Below are 22631 nucleotides of genomic sequence, written 5' to 3'. Positions count from 1 at the left end.
AAAGATTGTTGCTGTCATTATATTGTTATTTTTAACTCTAACAAATATAGAACTTAAAAATGGAATGTAGCGACTCCGCTCAAAGAAACTCTGGTTAATCCTTCTTTTTCTTTATCTCCAAAATTAACAGTGGTTCCATTAAATGTCATTTTACTTAGTGTACCCGCGGTCATGCTTAATTTGGGTCCTATAAAAATATTTTTAGAAAGTGCATATTGATAGCCAAAACCGGCATCCAATCCAATATTAGAACCTGTTCCTTTTACATTTCCCGTTTTGGTAGTATAGGAAATAACTCCTAGTGCTACATCAAAAAACAATTTATGGTTGGTAGGCTCATTATAATTAGAATACATAATGGAAGGGCCAAAAAAGGTAATATTGTCTTGAGTACTCACAGGAACATAAACATTATATCCTTGAGAATCACGCGCCGATAATATTCCGTTACTTGATGCACTGTAATTAGAAAATTTCACCCCAATTCCAAGATTTTTTATGTGATAATAAGCAGAAAGATCAATATGAAGTCCGCTTTTTAATCCTTTGACATAATTTTTTTCTTCTCTTGAAAGTCCTGAAGGAGTCTCAGCCACTCTCCATCCATACCCTACAGACGGAATAAAAGAAAATTTTTGTTGAGCGAAAGAAAGTAAAGATGTCGAAATAGCTCCTAATAGTATTAGTTTTTTTATCATTTTGAAAATTTTCGGCAAAAATAGGATTTTCTATGAAATAGGTAGCTACAATTTAAATCTTCTATTTTCTTTTTTATCAGAAAGCTTTTTCTTATTATCCAATCTTTTCTGTTTCTGAGCTTTTGAAGGTTTTGTGGCTGTTCGTTTTTTAGGAACAATCAGGGCTTTATTGACAAACTCTGTTATCTTCTCAATGGCTTTATTTTTATTCATTAGCTGGGTTCTACTTTCTGAAACCGTCAGAAATAAAAAACCATCAGCATTAATTCTATTCTTCAATTTATGTTGAATCAATATTTTTTCATCTTCATTGAAAAATTCAGATGCCTCAACATTCCAAAGTACGGTGACAGCAGTCTCAACTTTATTAACATTTTGTCCTCCAGCTCCACTACTTCGGGAGGTTTTAAAGCTGAGTTCTTTTGAAAAGTTTTTCATTGTTTTTAATTTTAAGATTCAAGAACCAAGATTGAAGCTATTTATTTTCATCAATAATTTTATGAAGCTCTATTCTGTTAACTTTCCCGTTGGGAGTTCTTGGAATTTCATTGATGAAAATAATTTCTTTTGGCCTATGAAAGCTCTTTTCAAATGAGAGTTCTGCAATACTATTTCTGAGAGACTCTGATTCGGGTCCTTCTATGACCAACATCAATTTTTGGCCCAAACTTTCGTCTTTTATTCCTACAAATACAACTTCATTTGAAATTTCTTTTTTGACTAAAGCTTCGAGAGCTTCAGGAAAAATTTTCGCTCCCCCAGAATTAATTACATTATCTATTCGCCCTAAAAACCGAAACTGATTTTTATTTTTAATTTCAACTAAATCATTAGTTTGTAATATTTCCGCATTTACATTAGGGGCAAAAATCGTCAAACATCCTCTATCATCCAAAGAAACAGATACGTTTTCAAAAGCTGTAAAATAATCTTCAGGTTCCGGCAACAATTGTTTCAATGCAATATGAGAAAGAGTTTCAGACATTCCGTAGGTTTCAAAAATCCGATTTGAAGGACGAAGTCCCTGCTGAAGTATTTTATTTTTTAAACTTTCGGAAACGGATGCTCCTCCAATAATCAGATTTTTGATCAGATGTAGTTTATCTAACGAATTTTCCACCTGAAGTGGTGTCATGGCGCAAAAATCTATTTCCTCATCTAATTGGCCAACGGGTCTTAATGAGGGTTCTGAAATGATTAATCGTAATTTTCTCTCCATAGATCGTACGACCATCATTTTCCCGGAAATATATTCTACCGGAAGGCATAGTAATGCTGTATCTCCTTCTTTTAATCCTAAAAAATTACAGGTCATTACTGCGGAGTTGATCATTTTCTTTTTTTCAATTTTAAAAATTTTAGGAACTCCGGTAGAACCTGAAGTCTGCACGTTGACCATAGTACCATCAGACATCCATTCTTTTAAAAAGGTTTCTACTTTTTTTTCAAATTCCGTATTGAAGGATAATTGATTAATATTGAGATTATTGAAGTCTATCAGCATGTTTTCCGTAAATAAATTCTACAGTAAATTTAAAAAAAAAATCAAAAAGTTCTTGTAAGTATAGAAAAAAGCTGTAAATTTGCACCACTAAAACAAACAGAGACCCATGGTGTAGCGGTAACACTACTGATTTTGGTTCAGTCATCTGGGGTTCGAATCCCTGTGGGTCTACAAGCCATCCTTTTTAAAGGGTGGTTTTTTTAGTTTTTTTATCCTAACTGAATTGTTGAATTCAATTTAGTTTCACGAATAAAATAGGATCAATCCCAAAAGTTGTGGGCAACATAGAAATGCATGAATGTGAATTGAAAAGTATGGTTTTCTTATTTATACTTTTGTTTTAAGACAAAAGTATACAAAAATTCAAGACTGGAATCATACGCTAAAAATTGATATTGACTCCTAAAATTTCCAAACTCGCATGGAATCAAATCCTTCTTTTTCGACTCAAAATTCCAGCCATGCTCAAACAGTGGAAATTTTTTAACGGATTCAATCTCAATTTTTTTAACGCTCCTGCTTCCTAAGTCAATGAAACATTATCCATTCAAGCCCACCCATTTTTTATCGTCGTTTTTCTTTGTATTTAAATATAAAATTCAAATTCTCCACAACTTTTGAGATTGATCCATAAAATAAGATAGCCATTGTAACAAGTTACAATGGCTATCTAGTAATTATAAATACTGTTATTTAATGAAATCTATAGCATTTTTCAAAAGTGCCGCCAAAGAAATCACAATTAATAAAATAGCAACAATCCATCCTCTGTAGTAAAGCATTTTATCATACATAGAATCGTCGTTTCTTTTTACATTAAAGACATTTTCCTGAGGGCTTAATTTAAAATAGATAAGAACTAAACCCATCAATAATGTTATCAATGCCATTTCAATTAATTATTCTTTCTTACTAGCATTAGAAAAATGCTTATCCATTATTAAAAAAAAGAATAATATCTCTAATAATCATCATAATTCCGCCTATAATAAATAGAATAGCGAATGCCCAAATACCTATTTTATTAACATTTTGATACATAGAGTCACCTGCCGTAATCCGATTGCTTTTAAATTTCAGCATAAAATATATCATCCCTATTCCTATTATTAAAGATATAAATCCCATCTTAGTATACTGTTCTTATTTTATATTTTGTTTCACCTTTTACTTCATTCTTGATTACTGGTGCTGCAACATCTGTTACCATTCTCCCGTTGATTTCTCCAGCAACAGCCTGAGCCGCATCTGTGGAAAGCACCTTTTGCCCTGCACTAGCTGTACTTAATGCATTTCCAGTTAATCTAGAGGCAAGATAGGATGCTGCAACTTCGGTCCCTTGTGCAAAGAACTTTTGATACCTTCCCTCCAGAAGATACGTTGCTGTATATGCAATATCACCTGCTAGTCTAATACCATTTCCAATTGCCAATAAAGGAACTCCAATTTCCGCACCAATAACTGTTCCCGTAAGTGCAAGTCCTATTGTTGTAATCATATTTCCTGTTTTACTGATCGCCGAGAACCATTCTCTTGCCACCATGAATTTCGTTTTCAGGATAATTCCGGAGATATATTTGGTATCTACAATTTTTCCATCAACTCTATGTTGGTAAAGATACTCACCAATTTTGAAATACTCTCCTGTTCCATCAGCAAAATAATTATCATTAAATCCAGCAGGCGGGTCATGCATGGCAAGATGATTAAATACTGTCACCACCAATCCCTGTGCTGCTCCTGCCCAAAAGTTACCACCAGTAAGTGCAGAACCAACACCTCCTGAAACAGCACCTGTCAACATGGCAAAACCATCACTTTTAATAACACTAAATTCTCCTGCTCCATTTTTTGCCCAACCTAAAAGGTCTAAACTTAAGCTTGCAAATGCTCCACTAAGCATACCACTTAAGAACTTTCCACCTTGCACATAAGAAAGTGCTCCCTGTGCCAAGGCATGTGCTCCTGCTCTTGCAATCATGGTTCCTCCTTTTCCAAGTGCCTTCGCTACTTCACCTCCTACTTTGAAGACGTCTCCGATACCGTTACTGATCCCCATCGACATTAAGGACATTGCAACAGATTGGAACATACTTCCAATATTAACAGGTCTATTTAAATAGTAATCCGTAGCGAAAGAGGTAAAAATAGCAACTCCTATGGCAATAAGGACATCATCCCATCCCATAATCTCACCTGTAGGATCATTGAACATCAAAGGATTATTCAATACATATCCATACTTATTATAATTCTGTGTATTATATGGATCCTGAATATTTTCATCAGCATTTAAGAATCTTCTCAATAACGGATCATATAATCTTCCATTCATGTGGATGATTCCTACTTCTGCAAAATGTTCATGGCTTGTATATCCTCTGTCTATTAATAAAGAAGTATTATCAATAGTATTTTTATCTGTGATAACCGGACCATTTCCAATCTGAAGATGAGTTAAATTACCCCAGGCATCATAATGTCTCTGCTCCAGCTTGTTTCCTGCTTCATCACTGATTGCTAAAATACTTCCCAGATAATCTTTGTGTAAGAATTTATAAGAACCTGAAGTTTCTTCATAATTCTTTACATAGATAATACTGCTCTCGTAAGGAGATCCACCGATATAAAGAACATGTTTTTCTTTACCGGTTGTGTTATCTTTCTGCACTTCAAAGCTTCCGTCTTCACTATAAAATTTAGTGAATTTACCATCTCCATTAGCATTAAAATTCCCACCATACGTAACTCTTTGTCTCATGTTTGTCAATCCATACTGGAAGGCAACATCTCCCTTCATTCCATCAATGAATACAGGGTCGTTATTTTCATTATAAACAATACTTTGAATTAAATCATTGTTATAATTTTGAGTTCCTGCAGCATTAAGCGTCATTCCCGTTGGCTGATAGACTTTAGCTGCGTTATCAAATTTGATTTTTCCTACCTGATCATTTTCTAAAATCCTTCCCTTATCATCATAAACATTTCGGTTTGTCTGAGGTTTTACATTGGTTACAGGATTCGTCCAGTTAATCAATCGGTTATTATCATCGTAATCAAATGATTCTGTGATGTTAAAATCTCCTGCAGTTGTTCTTGCTTCTAATTCATTTTTAATAGCATTAAAATTATACGCAAGCTGCAAAATACCTGGTTTAACCGCTGAATAATGTGCTACCTGACTTAAAGTTCCGTCATTTTCATAGGTATTTCTAATTTCAGCAGCTCCTAATTGTGCTTTAAGTACTTGCCCTCTTTCATTGGTTTCTTTAAGCTCCCAAAGAACTTTTCCTGAATTTTTATCTTTAATTTGATATAATTCTCCATTCCAAGCACTGTATACATTTTCTACTTGTACTTTAGTCAGAGTACCTGAAGAATACAGTTGCTTTTCGTAAGAAATTACCTTCCCTTTGTCATTATATGCAATTCCTTTCTGAATAAAATATCTTTCATTACTGCTTTCAGATGTAGAAATTAATCTTCCCTGAGGATCATAAGCTGCATTTGAACTATAAGCTTTTCCGTTTGATGTTCCGGATTTTGAAATAACTCTCCCTTTATCATCATAAGTAAAAGAAATCAGTTTGTTGGTAGCTTGTCCTCCATCTGTTGTAGAAAGTTCTTTTTGAGAAATTAACTGCCCAAGATTATTATAGGTATATTCTTTGGTACCTTTAGGACTGACAATTTTCTTAGGTTGTCCAAATCCATCATATTCATATTTATAGATTCCGTTCGAAGGATCATTGAATTCAGATTTTCTTCCCCAAGCATCATACTTGATTGTAACAATATTTGTCCCATACTTAGCTTGAGTCTGTTCTCCTGCTGCATTATAAGAAAATTGAACAATTCCTCCTTTATCTGTAGATGACACAATATTTCCTAAAGCATCAGCCGTTTTGGATGTTACTCTTTGATATCCATTAAGCTCTCTCTCTGTTGTGGTAGTTCCTGTAACAGAAGTTTCCTGTTTCTTTCCTGTGAATGCTGTTATTGTAACTTTAGCCGGAAATACAGAATCATCATAAGCTATAGTGTTCCACTGCCCTGCACTACCTCCTTCATTATAAGCTTCACTTTCACTAATCTTTCTTCCCAGAACATCATATTTAGTATCCTTAGCAATAAATTTTCCTTGTCCTAATGCTTTGGTAGAAGATTTATATACCTGACCTAAAAGGTTTGTATATTTTTTAGACACATTACCATCCGGATCATATTGTGTTACAATGGTATTAAATGCGTTGTCTTTTTCATATTGGTAAGTTGTAGTTCCTCCAAGATTGGTCTTAGATTTCAATAATTTACCCCAACCATCATAAGTATTTAATGAGGTATTTCCAAATGGATCTGTTTGAGATAAAGCCTGGCCCCAATTATTATAGGTAGTACTATTACTTAATCCTAAATCATCTGTTTTTTTAACAATAAATCTTCCTTTATCATCGTAATCCGTTAATGTTGTTTTGGTTTGGGCATCAACACTATTATTGATCGTTTTTTTGATGATATTTCCAAAGCCATCATAATTGTATACTTCCTGTATGTATCCAACATTATCTCTATCCCATGTTTTTGTTGATTTCAGAAGATTATTTTCATAAGTATATTCTTCTTTTCCAACTTTAGTATCACCATATGCCTTTGTAGTTTCTGTCTTGATTTTTGGTTTCCCTATACCATATCCAGGTCCAGGAGTAAGGTTGGAAGGATAATATTCTAATTCTGATGTAGAAACAGCCAATCCATTATTAACCGTCGTTGTGGATTTTGTAGGCAAATAATCAGAATTATAACTTTCTACCTTATGAACTATTTTAATATCCTTTAAGAAATCTTTGGTAGTTGTAACAGATGGATTAATGGAAGTAACGACTTTAGGCTTGTCAGCATCTGCAACCGTTGTTACCACTGCTCCATTTAAAATTTTGGTTACATTATATTCATACTGTTTAAAGGATAATAACTGAGTATTGGTTAATGAAATATCAGAAGGGAATACTTTTGATTCATCTGATGTTCTGATAGACCAATCTTTATAAGGAGCTCCTTCATTGAATAGATCAATTTCTGATCCATTCCATACTTTAGTGCTTTCAAATCCGGTGGCAAAGAATGTGGATCTGGCGGATTGTTTAAAGCCTATCATCCCTTTACCATTCAAATGTCCAACTAAATCACGATATCTGAAATCCTGTTTTCTTTCTCCCTGAGTAAGTCTGGAAACTACACTATAATTTGTATTTTCAGAAATGTTAATATAAGGGTAAGTAACCGGAGTTACAGTATAAGAAGACTTATATACTGTCGGATCTGATAAATTAGAATATTCAATACTTGTTTTTAAGCCACCTTGCGTAATGGAATTAATTCTGGAAACCTTATCTATTTTAGATCCTAAATTCCAGGTAATCAATTTTGTTTTGTGGATAATGGCAAATTCAGTATTCAGCTGTGCTATACGAGAAGATCCTACGATAGGAATATAATGCTCGCCATACATTGAATAATTAATATTTTCTCCATCCCAGTTTAATTCAACCGGAGAAATATTATAAGCATTTGTAAATATTGGCTTACCATCAGCATCTATTCCGTCATTTCTCAAATAATTGAAACCGTAGCTTGAATCAGGGTTATTCCAATCAAATACACCATCTCTGAACCAAACCTGAGATTCAAAAATCAGGAAATCACTCTTTCCGTCTTTATTAATATCTGATATAGAATAAGTTCTTACTGTACTTCTATTTTTTCTTGGAGCACCTTGGTGTTTAGGCTTATATAAAGATAGATTAGAATAATAGTATTCTCTAATACCTTTCCCTGTAGAAATAAACATTTTCCAGTCTGAAGAATCTTCTGCTACTGGAGACATAACATCTGTTTTTCCATCACCATTAAAATCTCCTAATAATGCAACCCCTTTAACAGAAATTTGTGCAGAAGATTCTGCTTTCAAATCAAATTCTTTTGTTATGGGATTTAGAGAATAAATTTTAGTTCCATTCCTAAGTCCAAATAAATCTGTTTTTCCATCACCATCAAAATCTCCTAATGGGATAGGTTTATAGTAGGCTGATGAAATAAAAGTATATTGGCCACTATTAGATGTATAATCAGTTAGTGGATTATCTCTTTTTTTCAATATTCCCGCTAATGGGTCTAAATAGAATTCAAAAACTTCACTTCCAAGATTTGCAGTTCCTTGTAGTTCAGGGTATCCATTCCAATCTTGTCCCCATATTTCTTCATATACATCTTTTAATGTAGTAATAATAAATTCTGAGATCCCATCACCGTTGAAATCCCCTTCAAGAAACTTTAAATCGCTAAGATTATATCCTATTGGCCCATACTGGGTTCCATGATAACCTGTTAAATCCGATAGCCCGAATTGAGAAAAATCAAATTCTTTTAACATGATCTCATCAACCCCTGAGCCATTAAAACTATATGCTCTTAAATTTAATTTATAAGTTGGTCCAAAAATCCATTCGTACGTGAAGAATACATCGTTTGCAGGTAATACTCCATTACTTTTTGGATAATTTCCTCGTGCTATAACTTTTCCTGTATAGCTAATATTAACAAAATTCCCCGAACCATCAAGCCTACCTAGCATTATTGTATTTCCTTTTAAGAAATCCAGTTTTCCATCACCATTGAAGTCTCCTGTAATAATGTCACCTCCATAAATATCATCATATCTGGAATTTTGATTAAAGATATTGGTTGCAGACGGATCAGATTCATTGGTAAAAGTAACAGGATTTGCTGCTTCATCCGCTGAATTATATTCTGTAATTTTATCAATGAATTGATAGTTTGTTCCGTTTTTCACATAATTAATAGCATATCTTTTAAACTGGCTGCCATTTGAATTTACTTTTATTTCTTTAAGTAAATTACTTTGTGTAAAAGCCATACCAGCTACGTAAGACTGCTCTGTCAAGTCTCTTGCAGCATAAGTAAATAGGATTTCATTGAAATCAGCTTTATTAAGCGTTTCATTCCCTCCCCATGTTATAGAGGTTAATACCGCTACATTATTTTGCTTTCTGTAATTATAACGGATAACATTTCCTTGTACATCCTTCCATTTTACAATGTTATATTCCAGAGGTGTTGTTACGTCCGGATTATCTCTAAAGCCTGATTTGTATGCCCCATACCATGCCTGCGAACCATCTTCAAATGTAACCTCAAATTGCGCAGGGTTAGACGCTGGCCCTGTCCCTAAAGACTTAATTTTTATATTAGAGTACTTTTCAGTGACATATTCTGCTCCGTCTTTACCATATTCTCCGGATTTTAAAATTAACTTTTGACCGTTAAAACTATAAATATCCGAATAATCAAGTTGGATTCCCTGAGTAATCCCATCTCTTTCAATATTCTTGGAAATTCTTGAAATTGCTGAAATACCTGAAAGATTCCATCCATATCCTGCAATTCCACTTCCGGAGTTACTGGTATACACTAAGTTAATCTGTGGAGCTACACTCTTTACTCCAGGTGGGAGTGCTATAGGAAGAGTATATTGTAATTGACCTCCTGCACTTACATCTATATTTCCTTTGGTATCATGAAAGCTTTGGCCCGCGGGTGAAGATGTCCCGCTTGGATTATTAGCTCCTGAATTGGAGTCTGTAGGTCCTCCTCCCGGATTATCCGTGGAAGGACCTATTTTTGCCAGAAACGGATTCGACACATCCGATTTGGCATGAAATCCCTGTGCCATGACCACCGCCTGCGGATCCTGAACCGTCCGTGAGGTAGATTCTGCTTGGTAGAGTATGGTCTGTGAAAAGCCCCATACTGAACACAAGGATAACATCAATGATGAAATATGTTTCATTGTTATTAGTTATTTGTAAATGATAATTGATGAATGATAATTGATAAGATCGAAATCACGTTGAATAAATTGAAAGAATAATTTTTAAATCTTTCAATGCTTCAATCTTTAAATTTCTTGTCTTATATCTTATCTTTTTGTCACATTTCTTCCAAAGACTCTTCCATCTTTCAATGTAAAGCGAAGAATGTAAACACCCCAGTCATACCCGGTCATGTTAATTTTTATCTTACGCCCTAAGTCCGGAGCATTTTCCTGCTGGAATTTCCAGTGAACCGTACTATGTTGATAGAGTGAAACAGATTCTATTAATCCGTCTACTTCTTCTGTCCAATCAATAGTTAAGTAATCATTTACGGGAACAGGGTAAAGTCTAATCTGTTTCCAAAATGCTTTTTCATCAATGACAGGAACTTGTTGAGCAACTGCCAAAACTTTGGTTTCCTCTTGTAATTTAATTTCTTTCGGAATCAGTACCGGATCTTTTTTTCCGGCGGCATTCGTTCCTCTGTATCGCTGATTTCCTGCTTCATCATATTTGAAATAGACTTCAGTTTGTGAATACCCCAGGAAACCAATCAACAGAGAACATACGGAAAGTAGTTTTCTTTTCATGGTATTATTTTTTTGTAGAAAGAAGCTGCTGTACTTGAGCTTTTAATTCTTTAATTTCTTCAGATTGAGATTTTAATTGTTTGTTTTGCTCAATAGAATATAGAGTTAATTCTTCTATTTTTTCCAAAAGCTTAGCATCCATTTCCCCTAAATTGATTCCTTCTTTTTCCACTTCCTGCGCAGATGGAATGTTTGGCAAATGCCCTTTGTCTGCAATATGTTTCTCTACTTCTTCCAAAGAACGAAGCTTATAGTCTTTTTTGAACACATAGTCTGCCCATCCGTTAGCTGCAGGGTTTTCCACTTTTACTTGTTGTGCTTTGATTCCTTTTTTAACATACAGAATAAAATTAGAATCATTGTCATACTGATCTGTCCCTATCGTTACTTTTTCTGTATTAAAAAGGACCAATAAGCTTTTGTGAACAGCATCAGAAAAACGGATTCTTGAAATTCCCGGCGAATTAGGAGTAGTAACATCAGCATTAGGATCTATAGCATTATCATTATCCATATGGATATTCAAATTATGACCTCCCAATAATCTCATAATTCCATCATTAGGCTGGGCCCATCCTGAATAGCAATGACTACAAGGAGCAACAGCTAATTGTAAATTTCCGGCTCCAGGAGCTCCGCTTCCAATATTGATACTTTGCCCGTCGAGCTTAAAAGTCTGTTGATTATTTTGTTTAAAAACAATTGGATTATTATCGGTGGTTCCGATAAAGTTGGTAGCGGGGGTAGTTCCGGCATTTCCCGTTGTGTTCCAGCTTTGTGCGAAAATGCTGGTTGCTGCCAATGTAAAGGCAAATAGCAATGTACGTTTCATGGTTTTATATAATTAAATTATTGATGCAAAATTAATGTTTTTTTTAATTTAACACCATTTAGTGTCTTAAATTTATATTACAAATTTATTGACACAACACGACAAAACTCGTCGTGTTAAAAACAATTATTTTTTGATAGTACGGACACTAAAAAAATCGTCCGAAATGAGACGATTTTTAAATTTATACTAGTAGTCACCCCACTAGCTACCCGACAACAAAAATGTTTTTATAACATTTACCTTTTTGTAGAAAGAAGTTTTTGTACCTGTTCTTTTAATTCTTTAATTTCTTCGGATTGTAATTTAAAAGTTTTATTTTCTTCCTTAAGCTGTTTGATTTGCTTATTTTGTTCAATTGAATAAAGAGTCAATTCTTCTATTTTCTGTAAAAGCTTGATCTGAAACTCACCAACATTTACGCCTTCTTTTTCCATTAGTTTTGCAGAGGCTATTTCCGGAAGGTGCTTTTTCTCTTTGACATGCTTTTCAATATCTTCTAATTTTGGAAGATCATAGTTTTCATCAAATACGAAATCTGCTGTAGGGGTTGAAGTTATTTTTACTTCTCTTGTTTCAAACTTTCCATATAATACCGCATTTCCGTTTTCTCCATTAATTACAAATGATTTAAGCCAATCCCAATCAGTATTACCTGTATTTCTTGGTGCAATATGTAAAGACTTTCTACTATCATCAGGAGTATGAAAAATCCAGGAGTTACTTCCTGAGCTAATAATATCACTAAATTTGCCATTCCCATTAACTTCAAATTTTTCCTGAGGTGAACTCGTATTTATCCCAACATTACCATTATCTGCTAAGAATAAAGAAACATCACAAATACCTCCTGCACATCGATTGACAGCATCATACCTCGTGAACCCCAATCCTTTGGCCCAAGTATTCCCTTTCCAAATACTCCATTCCTTTACCTGGCCAGCTTGGGTATATGAATCATCAATAAATCTCAATCCGGTTGGAATATATCCTCCATTACCTCTAATAATAGGAATACTTTCATTTGCTCTAATATCAAGACTCCCTTCAGGAGCATTGGTTCCAATACCAATACTATTATTTGAAGAGCTCTGAATAGCACCTCCCGGTGTATACAATTGTGCAGATGCAAAAGAAGTAACCAACAAGGCTATCGACAATAATTTTATTTTCATATGATTTAATTTTTTCCGGTCACAAATTTAACATTTTTCAAATCGTCACCAAAAGGTGTTTTATTGTTAAATTAGATTTTCTGATTAATAACGGATCATTATCAATCAGAAAATAGATAAGCTTTGTTAGGAATTACATACAAAAAGACTGTCTCCCGGATGAAACAGTCTTTTTGTTTATAATAGTCTCTTTATATCCTAAAAAATTAAAAAATTCTTGTCAGAATTATTCTGTAATCCAAAGTTGCATCTCCGTTATTGGTAACATTGATTATATCTGCTGAGGGCATTGTAAGAGTATAATTAAATGCCCCACCTGTCGCTCCTGAACAATTGGGTATACCTGACCAGACCACTGAGGTGGTACTTCTGTTAACCTCTGTAAATGTGGGACCTTTGGAGGTTGTATCCGTGTTTAAAAGTCCATCCACCCCTTTAATAGCAAAAGCATTATTAAAGGCATTACTGGTTACATAATACTCCGCAACAGCAATACGTCCACAACTATTCACGACTGAAACTGCAGCCTTATATGTACCAGTATTAGAAATTCCTGTTACCAAAATACCTAGACCTCCTGGTGCTACAGTAACGGTATTATTAATTACAGTTCCATATGTATTGCTCACTGCCTTATTCAAAACACCATTGGTATCTGAATATACCGGTGTAATAATGGTAGCTCCTGCCGCTACATCCATGGTTCTTACTCTTGTACTCCCTGCAACATCTAATGTATTTGTTGGGGCATTTGTTGCAATCCCTACATTTCCTTGTATAATTGCACCATTAGTTGGGGCTACTGTACCTGCATAACCATTACCAATTGAGGTGTTACCATTTACAGAAAGGCTATTAGCAGGACTTCCTGTAGCAATTCCTACATTTCCTGAAGTTAAATCCATTGCAAAATCAGTTCCTCCAGGAGTTCGCGTCATAGCAAATACACCATTATTCCCATTGAAATTTGGATTTATACCCATTACCAATTGTTTTACTCCGGTTGTTCCGGTTGTGCGTAAAATTGATAATAGAGCACTGTTAGTTACAGGATTTTCTATTAAAAGCCCGGTATTGGTAGCTTCACCACTCCCAATACTTGTTGCATTTCCTCGATTTAAAATATGGAGATTAGCTGATGGAGTAAGATTACCGATTCCAACCCAACCTGTGGAAGCCACTATAAAATCGTTAGCCATCTGCGCGTCATTTGGAGTACCCGTTACCGGATTATCTTTTGCACCGTCTATATGAAAGATTGCCTGAGGATTTGTTGTATTGATTCCAACCTGAGAAAAAGCAATAACAGAAAAGAGCATCATTGCCAGAATTACTAAGTTTTTTTTCATTTTTTTAAAATTTAAAATTGTGTAATTTGAGTATTTTGTTCAATGGAACAACCAAGTCTTAAATATTTAATAATTTAATCATATCCAATAAATATTTTAATCAAATTTATAAAAAATCAATAAATACAATATTAAATTAACATAAAACATATATTTATCTAAAAAATTTTCAAAAATAAACAACCAATCCTAATACTACCATTCTTCTTCCCCTAGCCGGAGTTCAAAAATATCTTGTGGTACAAAAAACTATTTATACGTTTTTCCCAAGCGCGGCCTTATAATAAAAATAAATGATACCGTTATAATAAGTATTCCAAGCTCTAATAAAAAGCCCCATAAACCGGCAAAGAAACACCTGTAAATAATCTCAGCTGTAAATCCGATAGGATCAGAATCTGTACTATAAGTAATCCAACCCGGAAACTTACCTTTAAGAAAAGATCTAAAAACTCCCATCCTATAATCATTGAATATTACCTGTATTTCCCGATAAAATTTCGATACAGACCATATTGAAATACATGCTCCTATAAAGAAAAAAGGAATAAAAAATAAAAAATGAGAGAACCTAATGGGCTTATCTACAATTATATTCTTCTTCAACAGAAGTAGTAATTTCCAATTCGGAATGAAGAAAAGTAAAAACAATTCAATTTCAAGGAGGATTAAAAAAATTGAAATGCAGAGCAGAGTCGCATTACTGTTTAAAAAAATCGTGATCACAAAGGGGATTAAAAACACGATATTGGTAACAGTGATAGCCCCAATTATAATATCTGACAATGTTGTTTTTCTTTTCATCATAAGATTTTTTTGAACCTGATTGTATACTGCTCATATGTTATCAATGCAATACCGATCATACCCCTTAAGGAAGAACCAGCAAGACAAATAAAAATACTTTTCCCAAAAATAATTTGGAAAAAGTATTTGTCACATTAATCACTCTTTATAACCATTTACTTAAAAAAATATCATATCAATTTTTATATAATTTTTCTTTACTTATTAATTTACTGCAATAGCATAAATCGCATTTTCTGACCATGATCCCCCTACTTGGGAAATTTTAGCCCCTGTTACAGTACCGCTAACTTCAGTAGCTCCAACAACGTATCTGTAGGTTTTATCTGCCCCGGATGTATTATTAATTTGAACAGATCCTGTAGCTACATTATATTTATTTTGCCCTCCTTTGTATGGACCTGCCAATTGAAAACTCATTAATGTAGGTCTTACTACATCATTCGATTGAACACCTGTCTGGCCAATTGTTGTCAAATTTGCATCTGAAAAAGTACTTCTTACAAATATCCAATCATCTACTGTCAAATTTCCACCTGGATATACCAATAATGAAATAGTAACCATCCATTTTCCAGGAGGCAAAGTAATTGTTGAGCCAGTATATCTAAAATCGGAAAATTTAGTAAAAGGAACATCATACCCGCTTCCCAATGTTCCTACGGTAACATTTGACGCTGCTCTTTGCCATGTTGCTACCCCATTTGCATCAGAAGTTAATATCTTATTAGCTCCCTGCGTACCATCTACAATTTTTACAGCTCCATTGGTTGTGGAACGAACATCCAAGACATTGGTAGGGGCTGTCGTTCCAATACCTACCCTCCCATTTTTATTCAATGTCATTAATGGGTTCCCTGCTTCAGTAGCTCCCGCAAAAAGCTGTAATACATTGGCCGCATTTCCCAATCCATAAAAGTCATCTCCTGCTGCACTGTTCCATAAAGCCAGTTTTTTTCCATTCCCTGAACCTAAATCCAACATATTTTTTGGAGTGGTTGTTCCGATACCGACTCTATTGGTTACAGCATCTACAGAGAAAGTGCTTCCATCTACTGAAAAATGGTTTGTTCCCGTAGTCGCTGTACTGGTAAAAGCTAAGGAATTAGTTCCCTGGGCTACTGTACGCGCTCCGGTAAGAGTACCGTTGGTATTATAAATACTAGTATCTACGGACGCAGGAAGATCTTTCCACGTTGCCACTCCGTTGGCATCGGAGGTTAAAACTCTGGCGTTCCCCTGTGTACCATCTGCAATTTTTAATGCGCCATTCGTTGTGGAACGGATATCAAGAACATTGGTAGGTGCTGTCGTTCCTAAACCAACCCTATTATTAACGGCATCAACTGAAAAAGTACTTCCATCTACCGAAAAATGGTTTGTTCCCGTAGTCGCTGTACTGGTAAAAGCTAAAGAATTAGTTCCCTGGGCTACTGTACGCGCTCCGGTAAGAGTACCGTTGGTATTATAAATACTAGTATCTACGGACGCAGGAAGATCTTTCCAGGTTGCCACTCCGGCGGCATCGGAGGTTAAAACTCTGGCATTCCCCTGTGTACCATCTACAATTTTTAATGCACCATTCGTTGTGGAACGAATATCAAGTAAATTTGTTGGATTGTTTGTACCAATACCGATTCTTACATTTTGAGTGTCCACAGAAAGTACGGGAGCAGGGTTTGCTCCGGTTCTGTTAATTGCAAATGCATTAGTGCTATTACCTTCAAAAGCTAATCTTCTTGTTGCTTGCGTAACGATACGATCGCCGGTAAGAGTTCCGTTTGAATTATAAATATTTGTATCTGCTGGCGCAACGGGTGCAGGAAAATCTTTCCAGGTTGCAACTCCATTCTCATCAGAAGTTAATATCTTATTAGCACCCTGCGTACCATCTACAATTTTTAATGCGCCATTCGTTGTGGAGCGGATATCAAGTTTGTTTGTCGGAGCTACTGTTCCTACACCTACATTTCCATTATTAAGCACTACAAAATCATTAGCTTGTTGTGCTATAGTTGGAACTCCTGTTGAAGCATTATCTTTTGCTCCATCTACATGAAAAGTACCTTGAGGATTAGGAGTATTTACTCCTATCTGGGAGAAGGCTAAACCTGAGAAAAGCACTCCAGATAACATGATAATTTTTTTCATTTGTTTACGTTTTAAAAAGGTGAATGTTTAAATTTTTTTCGTGTGTGTGTGTATTTAGAATCGTGCGTCGAAAATGTAACCGGTTTAAAATTTTCTAGGCGTTCGAATTGTATACTGCAAACTTACAGCCTCCAGATAAAAAAATTCTCACATCAAAGACACTTCAATAATTAAAATACTGAAAATCAAATAAATACAAAACAAAAGTAGTACCATTGAAGTAAGAGCAAAAAGTGAATTATTCTCATTATTTACAAGAAAATGGAAGAAAAACAATCGTTAATTACCAATACCAGGTAATACAAAAGCTCTAAAGTTAAAACAGGGATTATTAAAATCCCTGCCTCTAAACACAAACCTTCAAAACATTGAAGAATGAAAAAAATCATAGGATAAATCTATCAACATTATGTGATAAAATCATTACTTCAAAAATACGTCACCACATAATGAATTAACCTTCAATACATTGGCATTAAAATGATGTAACTTTGAAGTCGATTATTTTTTTTTCTTTAAAAAAATAATTTTATTTCTTTAGTAGATATTATTTTTTTATCTTTAATAAATCAAATTGATAAAAAAATAATTTTTATAAGATAATTCCTAAAATATGTTCTCAAACTTTAGAACTAAGATAATTTCTCTTAATCTTATTTTTCTTACTATATTTTTTAAAGCTCAGGATTATTCTTTTCAGCCTGAACCCATAAAAACTACATGGGAATATAAAAGCAGAGGAGATTTTGAAGGTGCTTTAAAATTCAATACTAAAGCTCTCTCCGAATATGAACAAAAGGGAGATATCCAGGGAATCATTATGGTATACACCAATATTGGTGGAATATTATGCAATTTCAGCAGATATAAAGAAAGCTTAGAATACCTTGATAAAGCCAAAAAGGAACTTAAGAAGGTCAATTCTCCTCTTTTGACAGGAAATTTATATAATGAATATGGTAAAAACTATACTCAATTGGGATTGTTGGAGCAATCTAATGCTGCATTCAACAAAGCAGAATATTATATCAAAAAACTGACAAATGACCAACAGAAAAAGGCTATTCTATTCTATAATTATTCATGGAAACGAGCCAATTTTGTAAGGATGAAAAATCAGGATTCTTTACAGGATATAGAAAGGAAAATGTTAGTTGTTAAACCCGGCACCCTCACTTATACCAGAATAGCTGATGGCTTTATTGCGAAAAAAAAACATTTGGATTCCGCAGAATACTATATGAATAAAGCTGTTCTCAACTTTAATACTGCAAGGAACACTGAAAAAGCGATTGCATTATTCAGCTATGGGGATCTTCATAACGTTAAAGGGGATAAAAAAAAGGCGTTAGAATATTATTTAAAAACTATTGACATTTTTAAATCTACGAAAAACCAACCTGCATTACTTACTGTTTATGATACTCTTTCCAGTGTTTACAAATCACTTAATGAAATAGAAAAATCAAATGACTACCTGAGGCAATATACCCAGCTTAATGACAGCCTTAACAAGAATGAGAAAGATGCCGTAAACCTTGCCGTCAATACACTCATTGAATTGAAACATGAAGAAAAAGGACAGGAAAGAAAGCTTTTTTATCTGATCGTTTTTCTCATTGTAATTGGCTTCTTAGCTATATTCTACTTTATCCGAAAAATTTATATCAAAAAAGGACTTAGAAAAGATAAACTCATTGAGAAAAAAACCATTGAGACGGATGTACTTAAACTGAAAGTGAATGATTCTTTTGAAGAGATTATCCAATTGATGGAAAGCAGAAGTCCTTTATTTTTAACCCGCTTCAAGGAAGTATACCCGGAGTTTTATGAAAAACTGGTAACTCACACTCCCGATCTTACAGAACATGATATCAAATTCAGTGCATATCTTAGGCTCAATCTTACTAACAAAGAGATTTGCCAATATGAAAACATCAGCTTAAGGGGGATTGAAACCAAAAGATACCGACTTAAGAAAAAATTGTCGCTTTCTAAAGAGACTGATCTTCAGAAATGGATCTTAGACTTATAAGGATCTTATTCGTGTTTATGATGAAAAGGAATTCGTACAATATCAACAACTTTTTCTCCACGGCTGTTTTTACCAGCTGTCCATTTTACCTTATTTGTTGATTTTACAGCAGCAAGTTTTACTTCATTATTGAATATCTCATTCTTGCCATAGGTCGAAATATTGATCACATTTCCTTCGTCATCTATTTTCACTATAATTTCGGTAGCTAAATTTTTAGGTAAAGACACAAGCGCTTCGTTATTAAGATTTTGCTCTACTTTTTTTACAAATCCTCTATTTCCTTCCGGAAACTGAGCAGGAAATGGATTAACCGGAGGTGGTGGTACGGAAAAATCTTGGGGTTGCTTCGATTCATATCTATTGGAAATTTTATTTTCCGTTTTGCCTTTTGTACTCTGTGAAAATGCCAGGACAGAGGAAGTGATACAGATCACCAATATTGCTTTATTCATATGGATTAAGAGTTTTATTAAAAATACAAATATTTCTGGATCAGTCTCAAAAGCTGGGGGATAATATTGTTTGTATGTATGGAATTTAATTTCACACAAAAATTTTAGCATATTATTTCATATTTTCAAGGGAGCAAAGAATGGAATCAATTTCATTGATTCTTTCTAAGCGAATGCGTAACCACTAATCTTCTTCAGCGACAAAGTCATACTTCTTAGCTTCCTAAAATAAAGCATTTGAATCATCTTTCTTTGCGATTAAAAATGATCTGTTTGTTCGATAAAGCATATAGATTTTGTGCTAATCCCCAGCTTTTGCACCTGGTCCATATTTCAACTTAATTGTTTTACAAGCCCACAAAAAAAGACCTCACAAAAGGTCTTTATATTTTGTAAAATTATATTCATTATTTTTTTAAATCATCAATCTCCTCTTGTATGGACCTGATTTTATCTCTTAGCTCCTGACTTACTTTTCCAGGGATTTTTTTAACTTTTCTTAGATCTAAAGCCAGCATAATGGAAGCAATTCCCATAAATATAAAAGAAACGCCCGTTAAGGTAACCAAAGAAATACCTGTAAACACCGGATTAAATATCAACAGTAAAGAAAATATAATTCCTCCAACGCTGGCAAGCGCTACATTTCCCCAACTCATTATTTTCATACTTTTAAGATCAAAAGCAAAACCTAATAATTGAAAAGAGCGGAACAATAACGTAAAACCAACCACAAACGGAAGAATAGATATTGAAATTTGCGGGTAAGCAATCAGATAAATCCCTATTGCCGTAGTCAGTAATCCGCTTACCAAAAACCATCCCCAACCCTGTAAAGATTTACTGTTTTGTATAGAAAAGAATATTTCCGTAATTCCTGAAAATAAGAAGGATACACTAAAAAAAATGGATAGTGTCACATACGCCGCCAGTGGTACACTGAAAACATAAAAACCACAGATCAGAAACAAAATTCCAAAGATTAAAGGAATATACCAATGCTTCACAGTGTTTGTAAGAGTTTGAAATAAATTGGCCATAGGTATGTTTTTTAAGTTGTGCCTACTTTGTAATCGGTGTTCGGCATGTCCGTAAAAGCCCAACAGATGACAATTATCACCTAAATTGGAAATATAACCTCTTACTAATATACAAAAAATAAATGATCTAATTCTGTGATTTTGTGAATAATTATTCTAAAAATAAGACATTCTTATCATTTTCCTTTTCAATTTTTCTTGATATTAATAATTGCAAAATTTTATTCATAAAAAATCTGATGGAATCAATCAATTCAAAATCAATTTATTCCATCAGATTATAAAACAGTTATATGCTTCTATGTCAATTATTTTTCTGCGGGCTGTTGTTGGGTAACACAATGTACCATTCCCCCATTTTCATATAAATTTCTTACATCTATCCCAATAACTTTTCTGTCTGGATACAGCTCTTGAATCATCTTATTGGCCAATGTATCATTCGGATCCCCGTAATTAGGTACTAATACCACTGTATTGGCAACATAATAATTAATATAAGAACCCTTTTCGTCCAATTGTTTTCCGTAAGCTGTCTTTACTTTGTTTTTGGTAGCCGGCACATATACCTTTTTATATTCTTTTCCATTGACATTGGAAGCCTTATAAAGGGTATTCACGTCTTTTCCGGAAAGTCCAAGGTCAAGAAGATCATCTTCTTTCATCGTAATCATGGTATTATGATTAACGAACTTCATAAAACCGTCTATATGCATATCGGTAACATCTAATCCCGTGACACCGTCCAGCCAGATTACTTTTGAAACGCCATAGTACGTTTTAAACATTTCTTCTGCTTCCTGCTCCGTAATTCCTTTGTTTCTTGTGGCTCCTTTTTTCTGGCTTATTACCGAACTCTTACAAGCCATTAATACTCCGCTTCCGTCAGTTTCTACGGAACCACCTTCATTTACCATTTCTTCATTAAGGTCAATCACTTGTAATCCCAAATCTTTTCCAATGCGTTGCGGAATCTCATCACAGTTTTCAAAGTCAAATTTTTCTCCCCAACCATTAAATCCCCAATCTTCAATGAGAACTTTTCCTCTATTATCTTTTACGAAAATAGGTCCGTTATCTCTGATCCAAACATCATCTGTAGGATAAATCCTGAAATCGATATTTTTTAATGAAACTTTATTTTCCTCCAAAAGACTAATAATTCTATTCTTTTCCTCTGTATTATAGGCTATAATGTGAACTTTCTCTCCTGTTTGTAAAGCTTTTGTCATATCGATCCAGGTTTGTTCTACCCTTTTACGATACGTTAGTCCATGTTGATAATGATGCGGCCATTGCAGCCAGGTTCCTTCATGACGTGAAGATTCTTCAGGAAAATGATAGGTCTGTGCCATACTTGCTATAAAACTCAATATGAAAGTGAGTGTGAATAATTTGTTCATATATTTTAAAATTTCTTTCCAATAAATACTCCGAAATTAACATCGGTTTCAAAATTGCTTCCGGTCTGAGAAATAGTGCTTCCTATACCAAACTGCATTTTCTTTTTATTTTCCAATCCTAAACGAATCACCTGACTGCTGGATTGATGTTTTTTAAAGCTGAAGTCGGATTCCACAATCAACATGCTGTAAAAATTTAGTCTTTCATTAATTTTTGGAGTGTACTCCAATAATGTATATAAACCTAATCCAAATTCTTTGGCATCGGTAGAATAGGTAAATGCTGGGAAAATACTAATACCCAAAGCATCATTTTCTTTTCCATAAGCCAATCCTACAGACGGCATGACATCTTTATTGGAAATATGTACTCCGGCTGAAACACCCCAATTTTTTCCAATTCCATAATTAAGGTTTTGATAAATTTCAGGGTTTACTTTTTTCGAATCGTACTCATAGGCGATTGTTCCTGAAGCAAAATAATTCCATTTGTTACTAAAATCTTTGTTATAGATGCCTAAAATTTCAGTTTCTTTATTTCCACCATAAGCCTGTACAGAAATTTGAGTCTTGCCCCAAAAGGGAAGTAATAAAGTGAGGAGAAATACATTTTTCATTATCCGTTTTCTTAATTTTACAAGGTAAATTCCATCATTGTGATGATTTACTGTTGCAAAATTAGCGCTCCAAAAATCCA

General features: G+C 34.1%; 16 protein-coding genes and 1 tRNA gene. 2 read left to right on the top strand and 15 right to left on the bottom strand.

Going from position 1 to position 22631, the window contains the following annotated elements; all coding sequences use genetic code 11:
• Positions 1 to 53: 53 nt before the first annotated feature.
• Genes CW752_RS09070 through CW752_RS09060 form a run of 3 tightly spaced genes read right to left on the bottom strand, consistent with a single transcriptional unit; the run spans position 54 to position 2202 of the window.
• On the bottom strand, positions 54 to 698 hold the full coding sequence (locus CW752_RS09070) for a hypothetical protein (protein WP_101239405.1): 645 nt from the start codon (positions 696 to 698) through the stop codon (positions 54 to 56).
• Positions 699 to 743: 45 nt separating this feature from the next.
• Complete coding sequence (arfB, locus tag CW752_RS09065; RefSeq protein WP_101239404.1) at positions 744 to 1136, bottom strand: alternative ribosome rescue aminoacyl-tRNA hydrolase ArfB; 393 nt, start codon at positions 1134 to 1136, stop codon at positions 744 to 746.
• Positions 1137 to 1173: 37 nt separating this feature from the next.
• Positions 1174 to 2202 carry an AMP-binding protein gene (locus CW752_RS09060; RefSeq protein ID WP_101239403.1) on the bottom strand — a complete coding sequence of 343 codons (1029 nt, stop codon included), beginning with the start codon at positions 2200 to 2202 and terminating at the stop codon, positions 1174 to 1176.
• A gap of 100 nt (positions 2203 to 2302) precedes the next feature.
• Between CW752_RS09060 and CW752_RS09055 the strand changes: the two genes are divergently transcribed.
• A tRNA-Gln gene (locus tag CW752_RS09055) sits at positions 2303 to 2373 on the top strand.
• A 518-nt stretch (positions 2374 to 2891) separates the two neighbouring features.
• Here CW752_RS09055 and CW752_RS09050 read toward each other — a convergent pair.
• The 8 genes from CW752_RS09050 to CW752_RS09015 all read right to left on the bottom strand — a co-directional run bounded on the left by CW752_RS09050 (position 2892) and on the right by CW752_RS09015 (position 17001).
• A complete protein-coding gene (locus CW752_RS09050) occupies positions 2892 to 3092 on the bottom strand; it encodes a hypothetical protein (RefSeq protein ID WP_101239402.1) in 201 nt (66 codons plus the stop codon).
• 239 nt (positions 3093 to 3331) lie between these two features.
• Positions 3332 to 10072, bottom strand: a complete 6741-nt coding sequence (locus CW752_RS09045) for an RHS repeat-associated core domain-containing protein (protein ID WP_101239401.1) — start codon at positions 10070 to 10072, stop codon at positions 3332 to 3334.
• Between the two features lie 129 nt (positions 10073 to 10201).
• Positions 10202 to 10687, bottom strand: a complete 486-nt coding sequence (locus tag CW752_RS09040; protein WP_101239400.1) for a hypothetical protein — start codon at positions 10685 to 10687, stop codon at positions 10202 to 10204.
• 4 nt (positions 10688 to 10691) lie between these two features.
• Positions 10692 to 11519: a cell wall anchor protein gene (locus CW752_RS09035; protein WP_101239399.1), complete on the bottom strand. Its 828-nt coding sequence runs from the start codon at positions 11517 to 11519 to the stop codon at positions 10692 to 10694.
• A 239-nt stretch (positions 11520 to 11758) separates the two neighbouring features.
• Complete coding sequence (locus CW752_RS09030; protein WP_228401688.1) at positions 11759 to 12694, bottom strand: hypothetical protein; 936 nt, start codon at positions 12692 to 12694, stop codon at positions 11759 to 11761.
• 206 nt (positions 12695 to 12900) lie between these two features.
• On the bottom strand, positions 12901 to 14043 hold the full coding sequence (locus CW752_RS09025) for a hypothetical protein (RefSeq protein ID WP_101239398.1): 1143 nt from the start codon (positions 14041 to 14043) through the stop codon (positions 12901 to 12903).
• Between the two features lie 249 nt (positions 14044 to 14292).
• Positions 14293 to 14847 (bottom strand): hypothetical protein, encoded by a 555-nt coding sequence (locus tag CW752_RS09020; RefSeq protein WP_101239397.1) that lies wholly within the window; start codon positions 14845 to 14847, stop codon positions 14293 to 14295.
• Between the two features lie 207 nt (positions 14848 to 15054).
• A complete protein-coding gene (locus CW752_RS09015) occupies positions 15055 to 17001 on the bottom strand; it encodes a hypothetical protein (protein WP_101239396.1) in 1947 nt (648 codons plus the stop codon).
• 613 nt (positions 17002 to 17614) lie between these two features.
• Here CW752_RS09015 and CW752_RS09010 point away from each other — a divergent pair.
• Positions 17615 to 19036, top strand: a complete 1422-nt coding sequence (locus tag CW752_RS09010) for a tetratricopeptide repeat protein (RefSeq protein WP_101239395.1) — start codon at positions 17615 to 17617, stop codon at positions 19034 to 19036.
• Between the two features lie 5 nt (positions 19037 to 19041).
• Here CW752_RS09010 and CW752_RS09005 read toward each other — a convergent pair whose 3' ends face one another.
• The 4 genes from CW752_RS09005 to CW752_RS08990 all read right to left on the bottom strand — a co-directional run bounded on the left by CW752_RS09005 (position 19042) and on the right by CW752_RS08990 (position 22551).
• A complete protein-coding gene (locus tag CW752_RS09005) occupies positions 19042 to 19491 on the bottom strand; it encodes a steryl acetyl hydrolase (protein WP_101239412.1) in 450 nt (149 codons plus the stop codon).
• Between the two features lie 407 nt (positions 19492 to 19898).
• Complete coding sequence (locus CW752_RS09000; protein WP_101239394.1) at positions 19899 to 20531, bottom strand: HdeD family acid-resistance protein; 633 nt, start codon at positions 20529 to 20531, stop codon at positions 19899 to 19901.
• A gap of 308 nt (positions 20532 to 20839) precedes the next feature.
• The gene (locus CW752_RS08995; protein ID WP_101239393.1) at positions 20840 to 21934 is read right to left on the bottom strand and encodes an agmatine/peptidylarginine deiminase; all 1095 of its coding nucleotides are present in this window, start codon (positions 21932 to 21934) and stop codon (positions 20840 to 20842) included.
• Between the two features lie 5 nt (positions 21935 to 21939).
• A complete protein-coding gene (locus CW752_RS08990; protein ID WP_133121678.1) occupies positions 21940 to 22551 on the bottom strand; it encodes a hypothetical protein in 612 nt (203 codons plus the stop codon).
• Positions 22552 to 22631: the final 80 nt, after the last annotated feature.

Source organism: Chryseobacterium sp. PMSZPI (assembly GCF_002835665.1).
Classification (GTDB): Bacteria; Bacteroidota; Bacteroidia; order Flavobacteriales; family Weeksellaceae; genus Chryseobacterium.
The sequence above is the reverse complement of the archived record's forward strand: the minus strand, read 5'-3'. Positions and strand labels throughout refer to the sequence as shown.

Coding starts and splice junctions, on each gene's coding strand:
- CW752_RS09030 (WP_228401688.1), bottom strand. CDS start 12,694: ATGAAAATAAAATTATTGTCGATAGCCTTGTTGGTTACTTCTTTTGCA.
- CW752_RS08995 (WP_101239393.1), bottom strand. CDS start 21,934: ATGAACAAATTATTCACACTCACTTTCATATTGAGTTTTATAGCAAGT.
- arfB (WP_101239404.1), bottom strand. CDS start 1,136: ATGAAAAACTTTTCAAAAGAACTCAGCTTTAAAACCTCCCGAAGTAGT.
- CW752_RS09000 (WP_101239394.1), bottom strand. CDS start 20,531: ATGGCCAATTTATTTCAAACTCTTACAAACACTGTGAAGCATTGGTAT.
- CW752_RS09060 (WP_101239403.1), bottom strand. CDS start 2,202: ATGCTGATAGACTTCAATAATCTCAATATTAATCAATTATCCTTCAAT.
- CW752_RS09070 (WP_101239405.1), bottom strand. CDS start 698: ATGATAAAAAAACTAATACTATTAGGAGCTATTTCGACATCTTTACTT.
- CW752_RS09015 (WP_101239396.1), bottom strand. CDS start 17,001: ATGAAAAAAATTATCATGTTATCTGGAGTGCTTTTCTCAGGTTTAGCC.
- CW752_RS09035 (WP_101239399.1), bottom strand. CDS start 11,519: ATGAAACGTACATTGCTATTTGCCTTTACATTGGCAGCAACCAGCATT.
- CW752_RS09040 (WP_101239400.1), bottom strand. CDS start 10,687: ATGAAAAGAAAACTACTTTCCGTATGTTCTCTGTTGATTGGTTTCCTG.
- CW752_RS09025 (WP_101239398.1), bottom strand. CDS start 14,043: ATGAAAAAAAACTTAGTAATTCTGGCAATGATGCTCTTTTCTGTTATT.
- CW752_RS09020 (WP_101239397.1), bottom strand. CDS start 14,847: ATGAAAAGAAAAACAACATTGTCAGATATTATAATTGGGGCTATCACT.
- CW752_RS09050 (WP_101239402.1), bottom strand. CDS start 3,092: ATGGCATTGATAACATTATTGATGGGTTTAGTTCTTATCTATTTTAAA.
- CW752_RS09010 (WP_101239395.1), top strand. CDS start 17,615: ATGTTCTCAAACTTTAGAACTAAGATAATTTCTCTTAATCTTATTTTT.
- CW752_RS08990 (WP_133121678.1), bottom strand. CDS start 22,551: ATGAAAAATGTATTTCTCCTCACTTTATTACTTCCCTTTTGGGGCAAG.
- CW752_RS09045 (WP_101239401.1), bottom strand. CDS start 10,072: ATGAAACATATTTCATCATTGATGTTATCCTTGTGTTCAGTATGGGGC.
- CW752_RS09005 (WP_101239412.1), bottom strand. CDS start 19,491: ATGAATAAAGCAATATTGGTGATCTGTATCACTTCCTCTGTCCTGGCA.